18 protein-coding genes, 2 pseudogenes and 1 other annotated feature are annotated in these 16,983 nt (G+C 39.2%); of the genes and pseudogenes, 10 read left to right on the top strand and 10 right to left on the bottom strand.

All coding sequences use genetic code 11. The features are described 5' to 3' along the window. The first annotated feature begins 10 nt into the window (after positions 1-10). On the top strand, positions 11-877 hold the full coding sequence (locus tag DMO16_RS18725; protein ID WP_129479308.1) for a GNAT family N-acetyltransferase: 867 nt from the start codon (positions 11-13) through the stop codon (positions 875-877). Further along, positions 867-1,997, top strand: coding sequence for an o-succinylbenzoate synthase (menC, locus tag DMO16_RS18720; RefSeq protein ID WP_129479306.1), 1,131 nt, complete (start codon positions 867-869; stop codon positions 1,995-1,997). Before DMO16_RS18725 ends, menC begins: the two co-directional genes overlap by 11 nt. A gap of 99 nt (positions 1,998-2,096) precedes the next feature. Here menC and brnQ read toward each other — a convergent pair whose 3' ends face one another. Further along, the gene (gene brnQ, locus DMO16_RS18715) at positions 2,097-3,428 is read right to left on the bottom strand and encodes a branched-chain amino acid transport system II carrier protein (protein ID WP_129479303.1); all 1,332 of its coding nucleotides are present in this window, start codon (positions 3,426-3,428) and stop codon (positions 2,097-2,099) included. A gap of 49 nt (positions 3,429-3,477) precedes the next feature. Further along, positions 3,478-3,722 (bottom strand) — a binding site (T-box leader). A gap of 100 nt (positions 3,723-3,822) precedes the next feature. After that, positions 3,823-4,422: a GNAT family N-acetyltransferase gene (locus DMO16_RS18710; protein ID WP_129479301.1), complete on the bottom strand. Its 600-nt coding sequence runs from the start codon at positions 4,420-4,422 to the stop codon at positions 3,823-3,825. Positions 4,423-4,884: 462 nt separating this feature from the next. Between DMO16_RS18710 and DMO16_RS18705 the strand changes: the two genes are divergently transcribed. Beyond that, the gene (locus DMO16_RS18705; RefSeq protein WP_129479299.1) at positions 4,885-5,106 is read left to right on the top strand and encodes a hypothetical protein; all 222 of its coding nucleotides are present in this window, start codon (positions 4,885-4,887) and stop codon (positions 5,104-5,106) included. A 257-nt stretch (positions 5,107-5,363) separates the two neighbouring features. On the opposite strand, the gene DMO16_RS18700 is transcribed toward DMO16_RS18705, so the two are convergent. Next, entirely contained in the window at positions 5,364-5,948 is a 585-nt protein-coding gene (locus DMO16_RS18700; protein ID WP_061974085.1) for a LysE family translocator, read from the bottom strand. Positions 5,949-6,059: 111 nt separating this feature from the next. Here DMO16_RS18700 and DMO16_RS18695 point away from each other — a divergent pair, with 111 nt between their 5' ends. From DMO16_RS18695 to DMO16_RS18690, 3 genes are all read left to right on the top strand, one after another. Further along, complete coding sequence (locus DMO16_RS18695) at positions 6,060-6,617, top strand: helix-turn-helix domain-containing protein (protein WP_129479297.1); 558 nt, start codon at positions 6,060-6,062, stop codon at positions 6,615-6,617. Between the two features lie 184 nt (positions 6,618-6,801). Next, on the top strand, positions 6,802-7,116 hold the full coding sequence (locus DMO16_RS24660; protein ID WP_206738128.1) for a hypothetical protein: 315 nt from the start codon (positions 6,802-6,804) through the stop codon (positions 7,114-7,116). A 595-nt stretch (positions 7,117-7,711) separates the two neighbouring features. Further along, positions 7,712-8,473 carry an STAS domain-containing protein gene (locus DMO16_RS18690; RefSeq protein WP_129479295.1) on the top strand — a complete coding sequence of 254 codons (762 nt, stop codon included), beginning with the start codon at positions 7,712-7,714 and terminating at the stop codon, positions 8,471-8,473. 190 nt (positions 8,474-8,663) lie between these two features. Here the strand turns inward: DMO16_RS18690 and DMO16_RS18685 are convergent. Continuing rightward, a pseudogene (locus DMO16_RS18685) lies at positions 8,664-8,975 on the bottom strand (antibiotic biosynthesis monooxygenase family protein). A gap of 310 nt (positions 8,976-9,285) precedes the next feature. On the opposite strand from DMO16_RS18685, the gene DMO16_RS18680 reads away from it, so the two are divergent. Continuing rightward, positions 9,286-9,885, top strand: coding sequence for a hypothetical protein (locus tag DMO16_RS18680; RefSeq protein WP_129479293.1), 600 nt, complete (start codon positions 9,286-9,288; stop codon positions 9,883-9,885). A gap of 1 nt (position 9,886) precedes the next feature. Here the strand turns inward: DMO16_RS18680 and DMO16_RS18675 are convergent, their stop codons facing one another. The 3 genes from DMO16_RS18675 to DMO16_RS18665 all read right to left on the bottom strand — a co-directional run bounded on the left by DMO16_RS18675 (position 9,887) and on the right by DMO16_RS18665 (position 13,139). Continuing rightward, positions 9,887-10,444, bottom strand: coding sequence for an HD domain-containing protein (locus tag DMO16_RS18675; RefSeq protein WP_129479291.1), 558 nt, complete (start codon positions 10,442-10,444; stop codon positions 9,887-9,889). 20 nt (positions 10,445-10,464) lie between these two features. After that, positions 10,465-12,321 carry an EAL domain-containing protein gene (locus tag DMO16_RS18670; protein WP_129479289.1) on the bottom strand — a complete coding sequence of 619 codons (1,857 nt, stop codon included), beginning with the start codon at positions 12,319-12,321 and terminating at the stop codon, positions 10,465-10,467. Positions 12,322-12,383: 62 nt separating this feature from the next. Next, the gene (locus DMO16_RS18665) at positions 12,384-13,139 is read right to left on the bottom strand and encodes a CBS domain-containing protein (RefSeq protein ID WP_129479287.1); all 756 of its coding nucleotides are present in this window, start codon (positions 13,137-13,139) and stop codon (positions 12,384-12,386) included. A gap of 295 nt (positions 13,140-13,434) precedes the next feature. On the opposite strand from DMO16_RS18665, the pseudogene DMO16_RS18660 reads away from it, so the two are divergent. Continuing rightward, positions 13,435-13,638 (top strand): annotated as a pseudogene (locus DMO16_RS18660) (KGG domain-containing protein); the annotation flags it as partial. A 381-nt stretch (positions 13,639-14,019) separates the two neighbouring features. On the opposite strand, the gene DMO16_RS18655 reads toward DMO16_RS18660, so the two are convergent. Beyond that, positions 14,020-14,277 carry a hypothetical protein gene (locus DMO16_RS18655; protein ID WP_206738127.1) on the bottom strand — a complete coding sequence of 86 codons (258 nt, stop codon included), beginning with the start codon at positions 14,275-14,277 and terminating at the stop codon, positions 14,020-14,022. A 283-nt stretch (positions 14,278-14,560) separates the two neighbouring features. Here DMO16_RS18655 and yhfH point away from each other — a divergent pair, with 283 nt between their 5' ends. Both yhfH and DMO16_RS18645 read left to right on the top strand, forming a co-directional pair. After that, positions 14,561-14,689, top strand: a complete 129-nt coding sequence (yhfH, locus tag DMO16_RS18650; RefSeq protein ID WP_074440588.1) for a protein YhfH — start codon at positions 14,561-14,563, stop codon at positions 14,687-14,689. A 617-nt stretch (positions 14,690-15,306) separates the two neighbouring features. Continuing rightward, the gene (locus DMO16_RS18645; protein ID WP_240482391.1) at positions 15,307-15,630 is read left to right on the top strand and encodes an STAS domain-containing protein; all 324 of its coding nucleotides are present in this window, start codon (positions 15,307-15,309) and stop codon (positions 15,628-15,630) included. A 448-nt stretch (positions 15,631-16,078) separates the two neighbouring features. Here DMO16_RS18645 and pgmB read toward each other — a convergent pair whose 3' ends face one another. Together pgmB and DMO16_RS24400 are read right to left on the bottom strand one after the other, a co-directional pair. Further along, a complete protein-coding gene (pgmB, locus tag DMO16_RS18640) occupies positions 16,079-16,777 on the bottom strand; it encodes a beta-phosphoglucomutase (RefSeq protein ID WP_206738126.1) in 699 nt (232 codons plus the stop codon). A 37-nt stretch (positions 16,778-16,814) separates the two neighbouring features. Continuing rightward, positions 16,815-16,982, bottom strand: coding sequence for a hypothetical protein (locus tag DMO16_RS24400; RefSeq protein WP_164988960.1), 168 nt, complete (start codon positions 16,980-16,982; stop codon positions 16,815-16,817). Position 16,983 lies beyond the last annotated feature (1 nt).

Below are 16,983 nucleotides of genomic sequence, written 5' to 3'. Positions count from 1 at the left end.
GAAGTAACCCGTGGCACGGATTGAAATTCGTTCCCTTCGTCGTATCGAAGAGCTGGAAGACGTCAGAAAACTGGAATCAAAAATCTGGGGAGAGAGCGATTCAATCCCCTCCCATCAAACGATAACAGCAGTGAAAAATGGCGGTTTGGTATTAGGGGCTTATAACGGAGACCAGTTGATTGGATTTCAATACAGCTTTCCGGGGTTTAACGGAAATTCCATTTATCTTTGTTCGCACATTTTGGGCACTGATGAACAGTTTCGCAACAGAAAAATTGGTGAGCAGCTAAAGCTCGCACAGCGGGAGGAAGCGCTCAAGCTTGGCTATTCTCTTATTACCTGGACGTATGATCCGTTAGAAAGTATTAATGGATATTTAAATATAGCCAAGCTTGGCGGTGTTTGTTCTACCTATATTGAAAACTGTTATGGAGAACTGGAGGATCCGCTAAACCATGGTATTCCTTCTGACCGCTTTTTTGTCGAATGGCATATTAAGGAGGAAAAAGCGACGGATTCTCGTGCAGAGGAAGTTCAGCTTGAACGCGCTTTACAGAAGTCGCTCATTCAATGGGAGACAAATGAGGAAGGGATGCCTGTTCCTTCTTTCACCCTTTCTTTGCCTGAACAAGAAAGTGATGCAGCGTTTGTGGCCGTTCCAAAGGATTTCAGAAGCATAAGACAAACCAATATGAAAGCTGCCACAGAATGGCGGTTGAAAACAAGAAGTATTTTTAATGACTTGTTTCAACAAGGATGGCAAGTGACTGGTTTTAAAAAGAATTCGATAAAAGAAATTCCTGTCCAGTTTTATGTGCTTTCAAAAAAAAGAATAGGACCAGCTTTGCGGAAAAAGGAGCATCCACATGAAAATTAAGCAAGTGATTTTAAGGCATCTGAAGCTAGATTTGCTTCACCCATTTATAACGAGCTTTGCAAAGGAATACGATAGAGAATTCATTCTAGTAGAAGTAAAAAGCGATGATGGTATTTCGGGCTGGGCTGAATCGGTAGCGATGCTTGATCCTGTTTATAACGAAGAAACGGTGAAAACCAACTGGCATATGCTTGAGGATTACTTGATTCCTATTCTTCTCAAAAACGAAATTGAGCACCCGGATAACCTCTCTGAAAAATACTTTTCCTATATTCGCGGCAATTATATGGCAAAAGCAGCTTTAGAGGGTGCCGTTTGGGATCTGTACGCGAAAAAGCAAAACGCTGCTCTTTCAAGCGTGCTTGGCGGAACGAAGAGGCAAATAGAAGTGGGCGTAAGCATTGGCATCAAGGATTCAGTCGATGAAACGCTGGAAATGATTGCAGCTCGACTTGACGAAGGCTATAAACGTTTTAAACTAAAAATCAAACCGGGCTGGGATATCAATTTAATTGATAAGGTCCGTAAAGTATATCCTGAAATCCCACTTATGGCAGATGCGAATTCTGCTTACACCTTACAGGACATCGACCGGTTAAGTGCCCTGGACCATTATAATTTAATGATGATTGAACAGCCGCTTGCCTATAACGATATTATTGACCATGCATACCTGCAGGCCAGGCTGAAAACACCGATTTGCCTGGATGAAAGCATTCACTCTGTAGAAGATGCACGAAAAGCTCTAAAATTAGGAAGCTGTAAAATTATTAATGTTAAGATTGGCCGTGTCGGAGGCTTAACACAGTCCAGAAAAATCCATGACTTATGCCAGGAACATGGTATTCCGCTGTGGTGCGGAGGAATGCTGGAGTCAGGGGTAGGAAGAGCACATAACATCGCGATTACCACTCTTCCAAACTTTGTCCTGCCGGGTGATACGGCAGCATCATCAGTCTACTGGGCAACAGACATTATTGAACCTGAAGTCACAGTTGAAAATGGAATCATTACCGTTCCGAACTCACCGGGAATTGGCTATGAACCAAGTTTGGAAAAAATCAATAAGTACACGACATACAGTCAAACATATAGTTCAAATGAAATAGCAGCCGTTTAAAAAGTCTACAAAAAAAGCTCATCCTTACCAAATTGGGATGAGCTTTTTATAGTTATAAAAGTTTTTTGGTCTGTAGTTGTTTTAAGTCCTATTTTTAACCTATGAAGCCTTCACTGTAACCACTTCTTCTGGAGCTTTTGCGCTGAATCTGCTAATCACCAGGCCTACAATAGTACCAACAAGTGCAGGCACGATCCATTCTAATCCAACAGAGGACAGGGGAAGGAGGTTTCTCAAGGTTTCGATTGGCCCTAAATCAAGGCCGAACGTATTTAAACCGTTGATTACGGCAAATACAGCTGTAAATAAGATCGCGCTTCCGTAGACTTTTTTCGCATTCTTAAAGAAGCGATGGAAAAAGGTTAGTGTGATTAATACAATTGTTAACGGATAAGCAGTGACAAGGAACGGCACCGAAACTTTAAGGATTTGGTTCAATCCCAGGTTTGAAAGGGTGAAGCCTACAAGTGTAACGGCTAACACGACCGTTTTGTAGCTTGCTTTAGGAATCAGATTCGAAAAATATTGGCCACAGGCTGATGTTAATCCGACCACTGTGGTGAAGCAGGCTAACGTAAAAATTAAGCCGAGCAAGGTTTTACCACTCTGTCCCAATAAAAGGGTCGAAGCCGTTGAGAGAATTTCGGTGCCATTCTCAAACGAACCATTGGCCTGCATTTTTCCACCGATTAATCCGAGACTGATGTATACCAATGAAAGCAATACCCCGGCAATCAACCCGGCTTTCAACGTATAGTTCGTTAATTGTTTTCTATCACGGACGCCTCTTTGCTGGATCGCTGTAAGAATGACAATTCCAAATGCCAGTGCGGCAAGGGCATCCATTGTGTTATACCCTTCAAGGAAGCCTGTAGAAAAAGCACCGGATTCATATTTCGCTGATGGTGACTGGAGTGGCGCATCCAGTTTAACAAACCCGACTACGCACAAGACAACCATAGCTAACAGTAAAACTGGAGTAATCCAACGGCCCATGTATTTTTCCATTTTGGAAGGGTTTAAGCTGATAACATAAACAAGGGCAAAAAATAGAACAGTGAATAAGAATAAAATCAAAGATGAGTTCACTGATTTGCCAAGAAAGGGTTTAACTCCCATCTCATAAGCAACGTTGGCGTTTCGCGGAATAGCAAGGAATGGTCCAATCGATAAATAAATGACAACCATAAAGGCTGTACTGAATAGCGGATGAACGCGATTTCCGATGGTTTGGACGCCGCCTTTTACAAGGGAAACGGCGAACAGCACGGCAAAGGGCAGTCCCACGCCGGTAACGATAAATCCTGTCATGGCGAGCCAGTAAGATGTACCTGATTCCGCTCCAAGGAATGGCGGGAAGATCAGGTTTCCGGCTCCAAAAAACATAGAAAATAACATCAATCCAATAAATAAGGTGTCCAGTTTTCTCAAAGTAATCTCTCCTTTATTGTTTTTTAAACATAAAAAAACCCGTCCCTAATGCAGGGACGAGTTTGTGCTCGCGTTACCACCCTTATTCCGCAGCTTCCAACAAGCTTACGGCTCTCAGTCAACGTACAATCATACGTGTTCCTTGTAACGGCGGACAACCCGTCAAAGCTTACGAATGTTCAGCTTTGCACCTCAGAGATGATATTCGGACAAGACCTGAACATCGGCTTTCACCAGACACCGACTCTCTTTAGGACAGGATTCCTATCTTACTCTTCTCGTCATTGATTTTAGTTATAAAAGTAATTTAGCAAACAAAAATTGATAAGTCAATATTTTTTGGTAATTTTAAATATTGGTAACTCAACCACTTATATTGGATTGCCGGATTTAATCATTCTAAATTAAGGATATACGTTTGGGTACTAACAATATTTTTAAGATAATCTTCTTGGAGAATTCCATAAACTGCACAGTCCTTGTATTGATTCTTGGCATTGCGGATCTTATGCCTGATCATTCCTTCCTGTGTCATCCCAACTTTACTCATAATTCTGCCAGAAGCTGCATTATCGATGTTATGTGCTGCGGATATTTTGTGAATATTCATATACCTAAAACCAAATTCAACAACCACTCTTAACGCTTCAGTCCCATAGCCCTGATGCCACCATCTGCATCCAAGCGAATAACCTACTTCACAGTTTTCAGTGGGAATGTCAAAATTGTACAATTCGATTTCTCCAATTAGTTCACCGGTAGTTTTTATTTCAATGCCCCAATCACAAAATTCTTTACTGCTATACTCCCTCACAATTCCATCCACCCACTCAAACGTTTCCGAAACTGTCTTGTGTGCTCCTTTGATGAGATTGTCAGTTACCCGTTCGTCTGAAAGCCAATGGTCAAAAATACTTTGAGCATCAGTAGGTTCCAATCTTCTAAGGATTAATCTGTCGGTTTCTATTTTTGGTGTTCCTAAATAGTTAATCATTCTGTCACCTTCTCCAATTAAACCATTATATTAAAACCAATTTCCTAACACTTTTCTACGTTTTCATTTAAATCAATCTATCTCTCGACTTCAGTCAATATAGATTGTTCCATAAACGATCAATTATCATCCATGATCTGTTTGTGCCTAACATTCCTTCCTTCTCAAACTATGGTAGGAGCTGGTTTTGAGGTGGAGAAAATTTATGAAGTTTAACGGATTAAACAAATTATTCAGGCAGCCATCAAGGGAAGACATTGACGTTACAATTCTTTTGGTCGTTGGCTCGGTTCCCAAGGGTGAATGTTCGGAATATTTACTATGTGTTCCTAAAGTACCGTTCGATATGTAGTAGAACTTGTTCCCCAGTCAAATAAACAATAGTAAAAGCGTACACAACCTTTGATACATTAGTGGATTTCGATTTATAAAAGAGAAATTATGATTCATAGAGGGGGAAAGATGAATAAGCGGAGCGTTTTAACCATTGCTTTATCGACATTAGCGTTATCTTTGTTAATTGTATCAACAGATTATTTTTTCTGGAGCCGGATCGGTGTTCCAGAGAACGGACCGATCGATCTATCGGGAGTGGTCGAAACATTCATTACCTGTTTGATCGTTTTCGCATTTATGTTCAGCATCATTGAACGAAAGAAATATAAGAAGAGAGAATCAAAGTAAAAAAAGAGGTCGCGATGACCTCTCATGAATTAATCCAATGTTCAAAGGAAGGGATTCGTAACTTACCGGCTTTCGTAAGATTCCGGTATTTAACGAGCCCTTTTCCTCATTTCCCATCCATATATTTCCTTAATTATAGCATGCACATTGTTAAAACCAAAACGTTAAAAGTATATTTAAAAGGCTTAAATTAAGCCAATACAAATAAAACAAGGAGAAAAAATATCCCGTATGCAGCTTCTGGCATCGGTATTGTTTTAATGAAACAAAATCGTAGCCGCCGTATAAACAAGCAACAAAGCCATGGTGATATTGAAAACCTTCTGATACTGTGCAATCCACTTCTTAAACAATGAGCCAAACAAGCTCCAGCTGAATGTTCCCAGAAATCCAATGACAGCCAACAAGATGACAAAAAGAAATTGAGACAAATAATGATGGTAAAATGGAGCAACGAATGTGGCCGTTACGGTAATGGCATAAACGGTTCCTTTCGGGTTGATAAATTGCAGCATCGCACCTGATTTCATATTGTTGTATCGGCTATTGAACTGTTGTTCTTTCCCCAGCTTGCTCTTCATGATCTTAAAGGCCAGGTAAAGCAAATAGAGACAGCCAAATAATTTCATAATGTACTCAACTTGTGGAAAAACGGTGTTTAAGGCAACGGTAAAATAATTAGCGATCGACAATAAAATGAAAAACCCAATACCCACTCCTACACAAAATCTAAACGTGTGTTTCAAACCAAATTGATTGGCGAAATACAATGACATAATATTATTGGGCCCAGGGGTGAAGCTTGCAACAAAAGCATAAACCAACAGTGACAACACGGACATAATGGCAGCACTCCTTGTGTGCTATAAAGCACAAATATACTTTATAGCGTCATGTGCTTTAAATTGTATAATTTATACGTTATATTGTAAATAAAAAATTGAGGGATAATTGTGAAGGAAATCCATGTTGTGGTTGCTGAAAACATGAAGGCATTCAGAAGGATGAATAAATTAAGTTTGGATAAAGTATCTGAGTTGACCGGTGTCAGCAAAACCATGTTAGGCCAAATCGAACGCGGAGAATCGATTCCAACCATAACCACGCTGTGGAAAATTGCGAATGGACTAAAGGTTTCATTCACTTCGCTCATTCAAGAATCAGCGAACGATATAACGATCATTTCAAAAGAAGATTTATTGGAATTGCCCGAGAATGATGGGAAATATAAAGTATATCCCTACTTCCCCTTCGAAAACAACAAGCAATTTGAAATATACATGGTAGAGATTGAGCCAGGGGGCTATTTAGAGGCCGCTCCTCATCACGATGGCACAGAGGAATACATTACCGTTTTTGACGGTCAGCTCGAATTAACAATATCAGGGCAAACCTACTTACTCGAAAAAGATCAGTCGATCCGTTTTAAAGCCAACTGCAACCATGCGTACCACAATCCAGGCGCTGAATTAACAAGACTAAATATGACGATTAATTATCAATCCATGTAGCAAAAATGAAAAAGATAAAAACCGTCTAGACGATGTGGGACATGCTCCTCAACTTAGAACCGGAAGAAACCAATGCGTTTATGAGAGACTTTTCGCAAAATAGCTAAGGGCGTGAACCTTTAGACTTACATTAAACAAGCAGATCCTATAGGATCTGCTTGTTCTTTTTTTCTGTTTTATATGCTTGTCCAAACAAAAACGAACACAACTGAATAATATAAAATACAGAGAAAAGTTACTATGTTTCTCTGCTCTTTTAAGGAGGGAAGACATATGCCAAAAAAACCCGGAAAAAGAAGCTCTAGCTCTAGCTCTTCTTCTCATCACAAACGTTCCTCTAAACGTTCCTCTAAACGTTCCTCTAAACGATCCTCAAAACGATCCTCAAAATGTAGACGTTCTTCTAGTTCTTCTAGTTCTTCTAGTTTCATTTTTAAATGTAAAAAGAAGAAGAAAAAAAACCGCCACAGTTGCTAAGATTGATTTTATGTTGGCGTAGAGACTTGGATAGAATCCTGGTCTCTTTTTACTTTATCTTTTTTTTCCAAAAACCAATTTCAATAAAATGTCCATGCATTTCCTATTGATTTGCATAGTATAAAGTAGAAAAGAGAAAAGAAGGTATTCTCTTTTCTATCGCGCTCATGAAACCACCAAGATGTGAAAAGAAATGAAACCCAAATTCTCATTTTAATACAGAGAAATTGGGCTTTTTATTTGGCGGTTTCTGTAAATTTTTTGTTTTACTGGTATCTTTTCTACCAACCTTTTAGTTAACTAGTGCTTTTGACACCTTAACTTTATTGCTGCGATTCATCTACTGCCAATCGAAAATATAATAAGAACTCAAGGTATTAATAAATGACATATTACCAATAGCTATTACTGGACTTGTGATGGTTCCAATGTGAATATGCAGATGTAAAGGGCAGGTTTGGTGAACCTCCCTCAATTCTGTGTGGATTTACCTCGTTTTCATTTCTTAAAATGGGTGAGTTCGGCAAATTCCAGGTTTCAAAAGATAAATAAGTCCCTAATATTTCGGGATACAACTTGCTATAATAAAGGTCAACTGAATCAAAGGAGTTTTCGCTATGGACCAGATAGGAATAAACATATCAAATGCTGACTTGTTAAATAGCATTGGGGAAGTAATCATCATTTCAGACACTGAATACAGGATCGTTTGGGTGAACAAGAAAGCGGAAGAAGTGATGAAAAACATCTATCCGTTATACGGTTTAAATTCAATTGATGAGATCATTGGGAAAAATATGGACTTTTTTCATAAAAACCCTAAAAACCAGCGCTTCATTATGGACAAAGGCATTAAGGATGGCCATAAGGCAAGGATTAATATTAAAAGCAAAATTATTGCTGATATTATCATTACCCCTATCCAGGACAATGAAGAACTAGTTGGTTATACAGTAATGTTAATGGACATGACAACAAAAGATGAGGAAGAGCGAAGGAAGGATCAACTAATTCAAGAACTTTCCGTACCTATACTACACATTTGGGATAAAACAATAGCTTTACCTTTATATGGGGATATGAATATTTTACGGGGAGAGCATATTATATCAACTGTTTTACAAGAATGTGTAGACAAAAGAATTCGTTACGTTATGCTTAGTCTCGCTGGTGTTACGAGTTTTGATGAAACTGTGCATTATAACCTTAACCGTTTGACTGAAACATTGCGCTTAATCGGTGTTAAATCTATTATGGTAGGAATTAATCCTGATTTAGCATTAGCAATACCAGAGCGTATTGATGCACCAATTTTTAAAGATGCACATTCCGGTCTAAAATATATTATTAATTTAGAAAAAGATAATGAGAATACATGAAGAATGGTGTGATGCTGCACCGTAACAGATACTTCACTTATGGAGTTCAGCAATTTTGTTCAATAACTCCACGGGATCATTTGAATGTCTCATGTTCAAATAAAAGCAAGTGATAAGCTAATCCGGTTAACATTTTTTCTTGTCCATCACCGCTATACTCGGACTCCAATGTTTAGGAGTCCCTTAATCCTTAATTAGAATCCCCTTGTGTCAAATTTACTTTTTCAAAATGTTCCACTGTCGGAAAAGGATGATAGAAACGATGTAATAACGATTTCCATTCTTAATACTCATTTGATTGTCTGAATCCTACAGTGTGGTCTTCTAAACTCTCCCACTTAACAAGAAGCAAATATTTACCCTCTACTTCCATACAACGCTGTAATTCGTGTGAAATATAGCCCTTCACAGATGAAATAATCTTAGATGCTTTGCGAAATGATTCTTCATATTCCTGCTCCATTCCGGGTTTCACCTGAAGCATAGCGGCTTCCAGTATCATTGACCTTTCCCCCTTCATAAACATGCGATTTGCTACTGAAATCTTGATATCATCCTATTTTACCTTACTCTGTTAATTCTTTAACCCTATCATTTTTACCAACATGGTTCGGTCCATCTAGTACTTTTTACACCTCTCAACTCATTTAGACAGCAAAAAAGCTCCACTTCGTCTTTAAGGATGAAGGAGAGCTTTTAACAAGGCAAAGAAGATTTTCGCTTTATATTCTTTTATTCCAACTATTCACAAAAATGGTGATTCACTATAAAATAATAAAGCTTGGCATTTTTATTATGTATGGGGGATTGGTATGGGAAATACGACAAATATGCTGATTGAGCATCTCATTAATGGATTTCATTTTTTTATCGCTTTGGTTTTATGCGCCATCATGGTCTTGGGCGTGGATTTTTTCCAGCCTTTGTTTGGTTATCTAAAGAGCACCAACAAGGATACTTTATTGGCTCTTTTTGTTCTTATGCTTCCCTTTGTTTATACACTTGGTATTTTGATCGATAACTTTGTAGATGATGTCGTTTTTAGAAAGAGAAAAAAAGAAACAAGGGACGAAAACCGAAAAACAGCACGGGAGCTCATCCTTCTCACAAATGACCAAAACCAGGCTAACCAGTTGGACTACATCCGGACGAAAATCCGTATCACCCGTACCGCTTGCTTCAACTTCGCACTCATTACTCTCTTTTCTTTGGTCATCATCTACCGAACGTACCATTTTAAATACATAGCTGTACTGATACTGATTAGTTTACTCGGCGGTTTGCTTACGTTTTTGGCCTATTGGTCATGGGAACATAACACAAAATCCTCCAACAAACGTGTGAGCGACGGGTTTCGGATTTATGAGAAGCACAAGACAGCAAAAAAAGAAGAAACTACAACACCTATGTAGTCTAATTAAAGAGGTTCTGCACCTCTTTTTTTAATTGGTGAAACAGCGGGAACGTCCCTACCCGACGGCCAAGTGCCTCAACAAGTGAGGTATAATACCACTCCTGCAAATCTTTGCCTCGTTTAAAATGGCTCCAAACGGCCTCTCCCTGCTTCTCTAGATCCTGCCTTAACGAAAGTACATTATGGAGCTTATCGGCGCATACAATTTGGCATACCTCCACCGAAGCTTCTTTCTGCAAATACGTAATCGTATGCTTTTTTCTCGCTTCCCACGATTGAGATTTATCCGGTTCAGAGCTTCCCTTCACCATCTCCATAACCCGATCGCCAAATGCTGAACGAATGTCTTCAACAGTGACATCCGTATCCTCGATCACATCATGTAAAATACCGGCAAGAACGGTCTCCTCTGTGCAGCCAGCATCCAGCAGAAGCATTCCTACAAAATAGGGGTGGGAAATATAAGGCTTCTTATTCCCTTTTCTGACTTGTGATTGATGAGCAGCCGCAGCCATTTCAATGGCTGCGTTCATTTTATCTAATTGTTGGATTTTCATCTTTTACACTTCCCATTGGTTTATCCTTTTAAAAAACCTGCGTTCCATTGGTCGGCATCAATGTCCTTGAGTTTTTTCGCGACAGAACAGAGCCAGCCTTGAACATACTTAATGCCATCCTGTGTAAGCTGCTTCAATTCTTCCTCTTCAACATGTTCAATGACCATTTTCCGGATGTATTGGCGGTCCAAATCCATAATCGCACCATAGTACTCCTGCAGCTTGTTTCTTTTCATTTTTACAAAGGCTGGCTGTAAAACTGTGATTTCCTCCAGCTCAGTTGCCGCTTTTTCACCGAAATCATCCAAAGAAAGAGCAACGCCCTCTTCTTCAGCAATGCTTTTCCAAAGCTCCAAATCCTTCTTTACATGCTCTGTGATCTCTATCGTGAACGAAAGCTGAGTCTGTTTTAATAGCTCAATGCATTTCACAATGGTCTCTTTTGTCAAATCGGCTTCCAGATTATAAAAGATTCCTTTAATCTTTAATTCTTTCAAATCGTTGGCATTTCGGACAAATTCTTCACAGGTGGCAATCGTAATCTCATCCAATCGGCCATCCCTTCTCGCCATGTCATACCAGTGATCAGGACTCTTGCTGTTGAATCTCGTCAGGATTTCAACATATTCCATTTCTTTGGTCAATGTATTTACGATCGGCTGTGCGTAAATCGAAAACAACTTTTCCCGGATGATCTGCTCAAGCTCCTTACTCTCCCGGTCAGCAGGCCAGGCCAGCGGAAGGGAAACTTCATTGGGCAAACCAATGTTCAAGCATTGAAGGGCTTTTTTTAGGTTAAATAGGGCATAAACAAAGGCGGCAAACCGGTTCAATACATTTATTTTTGTTCTTCGCGCATAAATCAATCCTGCGCATACTCCTGCAATATAGTAGGACGGCTGATAATCCTTCACAGCGATTTCGCCCACTTCTTCAATGAATTCCGCTCCAAAACAAGGCAAGATTTTATCGAACGGAGCAATGCCATCCGGAATATCATGTGGTTGCTGAAGCTCTTTCATGAGGTCTCGTGTCACATAACTGCCGATTTCCATCCATTTATCCTGATTGTCACTGGATTCCAACGGAAAGCAATCCAGCAAAAGGTGAAGCTCCAAGTACCGATAATCATAAAAAAGATTCGTATGCTGCTTTAACTCCGCAAAGTCAATAATAGAAATATCACTCTTGTTTTTATCGGTGACGATAATATTATTTCCATGGTAGTCTCCATGTGAATGACTGAGTTTGACATACATGGTTTCTTCTTTCCATAGATTTTTATTGTACAGGTAAACGAGAGGATTTGGGAATAGATTCCCATGAAAACTCAGTACGGCAGAATTGGTATCAGCCCCCAATTCCTTAATGGGATTAAACAGCGTCTCCCACCTTTCCGTCCCCAGGGTTTCAATCATATGATCATAAGGAGAGAGGATCTTTTTTTTCTCCACGCCCCAACCATTTATAAAATTTAATGCTTCATTGATGATGCCAGAATAATCAACAGCCATCTGTTTTTCAATGGCTTCATTGATTGTAAAACTCTCTGCGGCTCCGGCAAACTCATACATGACCGCATGCTCATTTTCAAACGTTTTAATATCCAGGACACTTGGAATAAAATGATTCATTTCTGCTTCACTTGCAAGATGAAGAGCCATTTTGTATGCTGCCTCTTCCCGCTCTCCTTCTTCAATGGAGGTAATCTTCACAAGAGCTGGCACCCGGCGGCGTTTCTTTTCTATTTTTTTTATATATTGGACAAGGTAGATCTCTGCCCCTGACTTCCCCGTATTGATTTTTCTATGTATATCCGGTAAAAGGTCAAACTCAAACCGATCAAGCCTCTCCTGGCTTTCTTCAAAATTAAACATAGACCGTTTATCCCCCAAACCCCATTAAATTCGTTTTGGCTGCTACACATTTTCGCTCATAGCTAGTCTCTGCTTACCAATAAATCAATCTCAATAAGGTCCCATGCGGTTACAATACCTAAGGGAGCTTCCAGAGGAGAACCGTTCTCGGTGACGATTACTGCTTCCAGCTTTCTTTTTTTCTGAAAGGATTCCTCATAAATGTCCTCCAACTCAAAGATATCCATCGAACGTTTAACAAACACGACATTATGATGCTCTTCATAGGGCTTAAGATTCTCCACCGTTTTTCCTTTGACATGGATACTTCCTTTGTGAATAGAAGCCGCCATCCATTTCGTTAACCCACACTCTGAGATCAAGAACTGAAACACACCCTTCTCATAGACAGGAAATTGATTATACGAAGAAGTGCCCATGATTTTAATCAGATCTTCAAGCGGTGTTGTGAGGTTTACGGACACAACAAAAGCGGTAGCGATATCCAATACCGTCGGTGGCTTAGTAAGCAGCTTGGCGATATTTTCAATTTTAAGAACCGTGTTTTCATGGGGGATGGCGATGAACGTTTTTCGCTCCAGTTTTTCATGAACCAGTGCATTTCGCAGCTTAGCAAACTGCTTTAAGTCATAATACACTTGCTGTATCACCCGGTGCTTGCGGCTGGAGTCCGTGAGAAGCTTCATAAAAGCATCGTTATATTCATTAGGATTCAGGCGTTTTAAGATATGGTGGATTTGGTTGAATGCTACTTCAAAGCGTTCAACGGATTCACTGTTTGAAGTCATCGTTGGTTTATCAATATTGGATTTGTGCATTTTCACACCTCAGGTAAATGATATATAGGAATATTATACCAACCGTGTATAGGCTTTTCTACCTGTATATTTTTATTGATAGTAAAAGAGATTTTTCGCTAATTACAAGAAGGACTCCTATTAAATCTTCTCTCCGCCGGTGCTTCAAGTGGATCAAGACTTTCGCTTCATGGTCCATAAAGCTCAGGAAGGTTTTGGTGTTTCAGCTGTGGATGTTTAAGAATGATGCAGGAGGGAATGGCTTTACTATAGCCAAGATCAAACTTGAGCATTTTAGAAAGGGAGATGAATAAACATGGCTAAAAATAATAGAGATGGCATGAGCAGAGAAGAAGCCGGAAGAAAAGGCGGAGAAGCTACATCCAAAAATCATGATAAAGATTTTTACCAAGAAATTGGTGAAAAGGGTGGAGAGGCCACCTCTAAAAATCATGATAAGGAATTTTACGAGGAAATTGGAAGAAAGGGCGGAGAAGCCCGTAATAATAATGACAACAAGTAACATAAAACCTGATCTCTTATTGGAGATCAGGTTTTTTTGTTGTGGGAAACACGCCAAGTATAATAAACGGGGTTTTGTATCTTGCATATGGTATCACGAAACCTACCATGATACATGTATGTTCAAAGATGTCTATGCAAACCCTCTTTGCGTACAATATCGCATTTTGTTAATAACTTTAAAAAGTCTTTCTATCTAAGCTAAAATATCAATATTACTCACATTATTAAATTTTATTCTCCTGAGCCTAACAAAGGCTAAGCCCGCAATGAGTTCAAGTGTCGCTTTAAAATTTGAATCAGCCTTACCCAGCCGTTTAATAATGTCTTCTATTTCTTCCTCAATTGATGATGCTCCTGCCCTGGAACCGTCCGAATATCAAGTGTGGTCATGCATTGTGCCGCAACCAGAGTCATAAATCGCAATAACGTTTGGCCGTCCTCGCACTACTTCTTCATAATAAACCTTTAACCCGATGTTCTTCAGATAATGAGCTTTAAAACGAGCTACCTTTTCTTCGTTTCCATCATCGACTTTTGGACGATAAACACTTTGAATACGAATAAGACTCCTTGTCAGTTCAACCACTTCTTTTTTATCAACATAATGAAGAATAGATTCTATAGCCGTTGTCATTGCTCCCGTTCTTTCTTAATGAGAATCATTGAGTTCTTTACTTGATGGAAAGCCTTCAATCGCTATAGCATTCTTAACCGCCAGGAGGGTTACCGTAGGCATCCATACACCTTGTAGCCGAGGATTAGCACTTGCTGGCCTATGTAAAACAGAACTTACAAATAAGCGTTTAAGTTAGATCTAGGAGTTTAGTAGTATTTTAAAATAATTATATAACAGTTGTTGACGATTCTTATCTGTTATAATACAATGAATTTAATTAAAAAATAGGAGGTAATGCTGAATGTTGACGTTGGAATTTTATCGTAATTTGCCAAAGAAGCAATGCCGGGAATGCGGAAAAACGATTGAGGAACAGCATGAATCATACGTTTATGAATGTGAGAGATGCATGGGACAACATGAAGCATAGGTGATCGTCAATGAATAATTTATGCAACTCCTTATACCCTGTTTGCCGTGAAAAGGTGAGCAGGGTATTATCTGTTATAAAACAGTTTAGTTTCATAGAGAACAAGATTCTCCAGTAATGAGAAAACCGCCCACCTTCAGAATAATTTGTATGTACGTTATAGTGCGCAATTCTAAACGTAAGCGTAAAATACTTCCCACCTAGAATTTAGAAGAGGAGGATGTTTATTTATGACAAGACTAGAGCAGCGAATCGAGTAGGAAAACGGGTGAATAAAACTATAGTAAATCCAGCTTTCCATTAGGGTTCACTTTTCGTATCTATTCCTTTTACGTCATCTTAAGCACGCCATTTGGTGCTGCTTTAATACAGAAGACACCTCTTGTTTCATTTGCTCGTTTTTTATAAATCAGGGGAATAAGCGTATATCGAAACAAAACCCATCCAAATTAATGTTGAATTAATAATTCTTTAAAATCTAACAATACAGCTTTTATATTTCCGTATTACACTATTAAAGTGAAAGAGCGGTGGCAATATCAACGAGCAATGAGGAAAAACAGATGGTCGTCAATTACGACAAAAGTTTTCTAATCTTTCTCCTGGAGGTTTGCCTTATGAGTATGTCAATGGGGAATGTTATGGATCTTAATATTACACATGAAAAATTGAACGGTACACATTATTTGGAATTAGACGGAGAAGTTCAGAGCTACACAGCACCCAAGTTAAAAGCAATACTATTCCCTTTGTCCGAACAAACTAAACAAAAAATCATTATTGATGTTGAGAAAATTGATTTTATAGATAGTGTTGGGTTAGGAGTGTTCGCCGGAGCAATTAAATCATCGATCATGAACAATAGTACGTTAATACTTAGAGGCATGACCTGTCGAGTCCGCCGACTATTTGAGATAACTGGGCTGATAGAAATGATCTAAGTCAGGTATGTGCCCTTTGCTCAAATTAAAAAAGAAGAAATGCAAATGAAGGGAAAGTTAACCAAAAAAGGGGCGGCCATTCAATCTGTATTTCATCAACAAACGATTGCAATGTGAAGGCTTATGGACTCCTTCACCGACTCTTGCAACGAACGAGGACTACAATGCTTCGTTGGAAGAAAAAAAAACCGCTCTCAACTGAAAATTTGAAAGCTGGTTTTACTGTTTGACAGTCATTAAGTTATATTGCCTTTGATGTTTTCTACCATCTACTCCTTCTCCTTATTTCTAAATAATAATTTACCCTCTCTCTCAATTGGTCTATCTGCGAATATAAGTTTTATATATGAGTCATCGCACTGCTGCTGATCTCCTGTACATTATAAAGAACCAATGTGTTACCCGCCGAATATGTCATCTCACAAAAAAAGCTTGTAGACTCAGTGGTCTACAAGCTATCCAGTGTTTCACATCTACTTATCCAGTGATCAAATTCCTCTTTTATATTGACCCATTGTAATTGGTTGGTCGTTTCAAACACCAAATCCGCTTCCTGTAGTGTGTGACCTACCCCTACTGCAAACATTCCGCTTGCCTTGATGGATTCAATTCCTGCTACTGCATCTTCTATACCTATAGACCTTAGAGGGTCAGCACCAAGTCCACTGCATGCGGTTAAGAATATTTCCGGATCTGGTTTTGATTTACTAATTTTTGCAGCATCCGCACAAAAATCAAAGGCACCCTCTAAATCTAATGCCTTTAAGACAGTACCCGCATTTTTCGAAACCGAAGCAAGCCCAATCTGAATCCCCTCCGCTTTAATATTGCGAATCAGCTCAGGAATACCCGGTAATACATGTTCTGGTTTCAGGTCGTTTAAATAAAGACGGTAATGATCATTTTTCTTATTCGCCATTTCTTCTTTTTCATCTGTGGAAAAGTCATGTTGCCGATTTCCGTATTCTAAAATCAACTCAAGGGAATCCAGCCGGCTGATCCCCTTTAGCGTTTCATTAAATGTCTCGTCAATGGTAATGCCTATTTCATTGGCTAGTTGTTTCCAAGCTAAAAAATGATAATGGGCTGTATCTGTGATGACACCATCAAGATCAAATACTACAGCTTCAATCATACTTTTTTTCATTTCCTACTCCCTTTCTCTTCGAAGCAGAGCCGCGATATTACGAGTGGGAAACGCGCTGCTCATTATCGATTCTGTTGACAATAGCGCCGGAATCGCAGGTTAAGATCATCAATACCATGGCTGTAAAGAACTTCACGAATGGCATGAGCCACATCATTGCAGCTAAACCTTCTTTAAATGAATCTGGTGCAATCACAACTTTCATA

Origin of the sequence: Fictibacillus sp. S7, from assembly GCF_004127935.1 — a bacterium.
GTDB lineage: Bacteria > Bacillota > Bacilli > Bacillales > Fictibacillaceae > Fictibacillus_C > Fictibacillus_C enclensis.
The sequence above is the reverse complement of the archived record's forward strand: the minus strand, read 5'-3'. Positions and strand labels throughout refer to the sequence as shown.

Coding starts and splice junctions, on each gene's coding strand:
- menC (WP_129479306.1), top strand. CDS start 867: ATGAAAATTAAGCAAGTGATTTTAAGGCATCTGAAGCTAGATTTGCTT.
- DMO16_RS18710 (WP_129479301.1), bottom strand. CDS start 4,422: ATGATTAACTATTTAGGAACACCAAAAATAGAAACCGACAGATTAATC.
- DMO16_RS18705 (WP_129479299.1), top strand. CDS start 4,885: ATGAATAAGCGGAGCGTTTTAACCATTGCTTTATCGACATTAGCGTTA.
- DMO16_RS18700 (WP_061974085.1), bottom strand. CDS start 5,948: ATGTCCGTGTTGTCACTGTTGGTTTATGCTTTTGTTGCAAGCTTCACC.
- DMO16_RS18690 (WP_129479295.1), top strand. CDS start 7,712: ATGGACCAGATAGGAATAAACATATCAAATGCTGACTTGTTAAATAGC.
- DMO16_RS18680 (WP_129479293.1), top strand. CDS start 9,286: ATGGGAAATACGACAAATATGCTGATTGAGCATCTCATTAATGGATTT.
- DMO16_RS18675 (WP_129479291.1), bottom strand. CDS start 10,444: ATGAAAATCCAACAATTAGATAAAATGAACGCAGCCATTGAAATGGCT.
- DMO16_RS18670 (WP_129479289.1), bottom strand. CDS start 12,321: ATGTTTAATTTTGAAGAAAGCCAGGAGAGGCTTGATCGGTTTGAGTTT.
- DMO16_RS18665 (WP_129479287.1), bottom strand. CDS start 13,139: ATGCACAAATCCAATATTGATAAACCAACGATGACTTCAAACAGTGAA.
- DMO16_RS18655 (WP_206738127.1), bottom strand. CDS start 14,277: ATGACAACGGCTATAGAATCTATTCTTCATTATGTTGATAAAAAAGAA.
- yhfH (WP_074440588.1), top strand. CDS start 14,561: ATGTTGACGTTGGAATTTTATCGTAATTTGCCAAAGAAGCAATGCCGG.
- DMO16_RS18645 (WP_240482391.1), top strand. CDS start 15,307: ATGAGTATGTCAATGGGGAATGTTATGGATCTTAATATTACACATGAA.
- pgmB (WP_206738126.1), bottom strand. CDS start 16,777: ATGAAAAAAAGTATGATTGAAGCTGTAGTATTTGATCTTGATGGTGTC.
- DMO16_RS24400 (WP_164988960.1), bottom strand. CDS start 16,982: ATGAAAGTTGTGATTGCACCAGATTCATTTAAAGAAGGTTTAGCTGCA.